Genomic DNA, 2,743 nt, shown 5'->3' with positions numbered 1-2,743 from the left:
CTGTTACTCATGAAAAAACAAACATTATCCATACTACTTAGCCTTAGCGCTTTACTGTTTCCATTTGTAACGGTATTGGCTCAGGCAGAAGAATTTCCAGAAGATGTACAAGATGTACCGGCAGCACCTATAAACGACTGGATTCCGCTACTACTGCTACTTGCTATTGCCGTCGCTTTTTATTTCTTTAAAAAACAGCACAATAGCAACAAAAAATTAAACAAGTGGTAGATTAAGTAAGTCGAAAGTATCAAAGTCATAAATTACTAAAAAGCTGAAGCAACCTATATGCTTTCAGTGCAAAACAAAAAATTTAAATAAGAATGAAAAAACTTTTCTTTTTAGGCCTTAGCCTTATCGCATTAAACGCAACTGCGCAATCTGTAGCGATTAACACCGATGGTAGCACTGCTGATCCGTCAGCTATTTTAGATTTAAAAAGCACTAACCAAGGGGTTTTAGTACCACGCTTAACACAAACGCAAAGAACTGCAATTGCTACTCCTGCCACAGGTTTAATGGTGTACCAAACAGATGCTACTGCTGGTTTTTATTTTTACAATGGAACGGCTTGGACGAGTCTTAACGGAGCTGGAACACCAGGACCGCAAGGACCACAAGGTATTCAGGGTGAGGTTGGACCACAAGGCCCAACTGGACCACAAGGTATTGCAGGAACAAATGGTGCTGCTGGTGCTACAGGTGCTCAAGGACCTCAGGGTTTAACCGGAGCTACAGGAGCCAACGGACAAGGCGTACCAACTGGTGGTACTGCCAACCAAGTTTTAGCTAAAATTGATGGCACCAACTACAACACGCAGTGGGTAACGCCTAGTGCTGGGACAAGTGCATATCCAAATATTGAATTAAATATTAGAAACAATACTACTCAATCTATCACAAGTTTAGGAAATGGAACTTCGGCAAATCAAATTACTTTTTCTGGCACGTCATCAAATACAACGCTCACAGGTGGGAATACATGGAACGGGAATACATTTACTGTTGGTGCGACTGGTGCGGGATGGTATCAAATAAATGCACAAATTGTTGGAACTACAACCGATGGTGTAAGTTCAACCAGTATTGGAATACCTTTTTATATGGACTTAAATAACGCCGTAGGCAGCACAATGTCTAGTGCAATTTTATATCGTTCAAATTATACTACACAAACTAACAGCACACATTTAAAAAATAATAATACAATAAGTACTGTACTTTATTTATCAGCTGGTAATACATTAAACTTTTATGGTTTTAGTGCAAGTAATACAATAGCAGGTAACACAAGTAATAATGGTGGGACTTTTTTGAATATTGTGAGAATTAAGTAATCCCACTGGCGCTCGTTTGTAACGAGTGCCTATTTATCTTATAAAAATAAGTCGTAGCGTTTGCAACGCGGCAAAGTCAGCAGACTTTGCGAACTAATGAATAAAAAAAATTAAACCAAATGAAAAAACTTTTCTTTTTAGGCCTTAGCCTTATCGCATTAAACGCAACTGCGCAATCTGTAGCGATTAACACCGATGGTAGCACTGCTGATCCATCTGCTATTTTAGATTTAAAAAGCAGTAACCAAGGGGTTTTAGTACCACGCTTAACACAAACGCAAAGAACGGCTATTGCAACACCTGCCACAGGTTTAATGGTGTACCAAACCGATGCTACTGCTGGTTTTTACTTTTACAACGGAACAGCTTGGACGAGTTTAAATGGAACAAACGGCACTAACGGTACAAATGGTGCCAACGGCCAAGGAGTACCAACTGGCGGTACTGCCAATCAAGTACTAGCAAAAGTTAACGCTACTGATTTTAATACACAATGGGTAACACCAAGCGGTTCTGATAACTTAGGAAACCACACAGCTACTACATCTTTAAACATGAACAGTAACGCCATTACTAACGCTACTAACATTACCGCAACGGGTACTGCAACCTTAGGAGGAAATACCTATCCTACCAATACAGGAACAAATGGACAAGTGTTAACTACAAACGGTGCTGGTGCTTTAAGTTGGGGTTCAGCATCAGGTGGCGGCTCTAGTTTACAATTGGTAGTTACAAAAACTGTTGGTCAAACAACTCAAGTCGGAAGCTCATTGACTCTTCCTGATGTGGTTAATTTTGAAAGCGCTAATGGCACAGGTGCTGCGCTTACAGGCGGAAATACATGGACCAACAACAATACTTTTACCGTAGGTGCAACAGGTGCAGGTACATATTTAATACAAGTGCAACTAATGGGAGGAACGCTTCCTCCACCTCCTATGCCAATGATTGAAATGAATAACACAGGTAATGGTGGATCTAATTTTTATGGAACATCTGTTGGTAATGTTAATGCACAGACTCCTCATAAATATAGAGGGCAACTGACTTCAGTAGTGTATATGACCGCTGGCGAATTTTTTAAAATTAGAGCTTTGAGTACATCAAATAATGTATCTTGTGATTTTACCCTCAATGGCAGTACCAAGGTTACTGTGGTCAAGCTAAATTAGATCTAATTAGTCAAAACAATAATAGTAAATAGGCTGGCTGTTTTGGTCGGCCTATTTGTTTTAATTTTGCAAGTTATGAAAAAGTTTTTTCTACACCCCAAAAAAGCACAGTGGTTCATTTTTGTCATTGCTGTCTTGATTTATGCCAATACTATTCCTAATAAATGGGCTATAGATGATAGCGTTATTGTTTATCACAATAGTTTTGTAAAAAAAGGCGTTTCGGGCATT

The 2,743-nt window shown here is 39.3% G+C and carries 3 protein-coding genes; all 3 read left to right on the top strand.

Annotation, left to right across the window (positions count from 1 at the left end; genetic code table 11):
* A partial coding sequence (locus L1S34_RS14685) for a hypothetical protein (RefSeq protein ID WP_236364833.1) occupies nucleotides 1-231 on the top strand: 231 nt, incomplete at its 5' end.
* Nucleotides 232-323: 92 nt separating this feature from the next.
* A complete protein-coding gene (locus tag L1S34_RS14680) occupies nucleotides 324-1,337 on the top strand; it encodes a collagen-like protein (RefSeq protein WP_236364835.1) in 1,014 nt (337 codons plus the stop codon).
* A 119-nt stretch (nucleotides 1,338-1,456) separates the two neighbouring features.
* Nucleotides 1,457-2,512, top strand: a complete 1,056-nt coding sequence (locus L1S34_RS14675) for a hypothetical protein (protein WP_236364832.1) — start codon at nucleotides 1,457-1,459, stop codon at nucleotides 2,510-2,512.
* Nucleotides 2,513-2,743 lie beyond the last annotated feature (231 nt).

It is taken from the genome of Flavobacterium sp. K77 (genome assembly GCF_021608205.1).
Classification (GTDB): Bacteria; Bacteroidota; Bacteroidia; order Flavobacteriales; family Flavobacteriaceae; genus Flavobacterium; species Flavobacterium turcicum.
The sequence above is the reverse complement of the archived record's forward strand: the minus strand, read 5'-3'. Positions and strand labels throughout refer to the sequence as shown.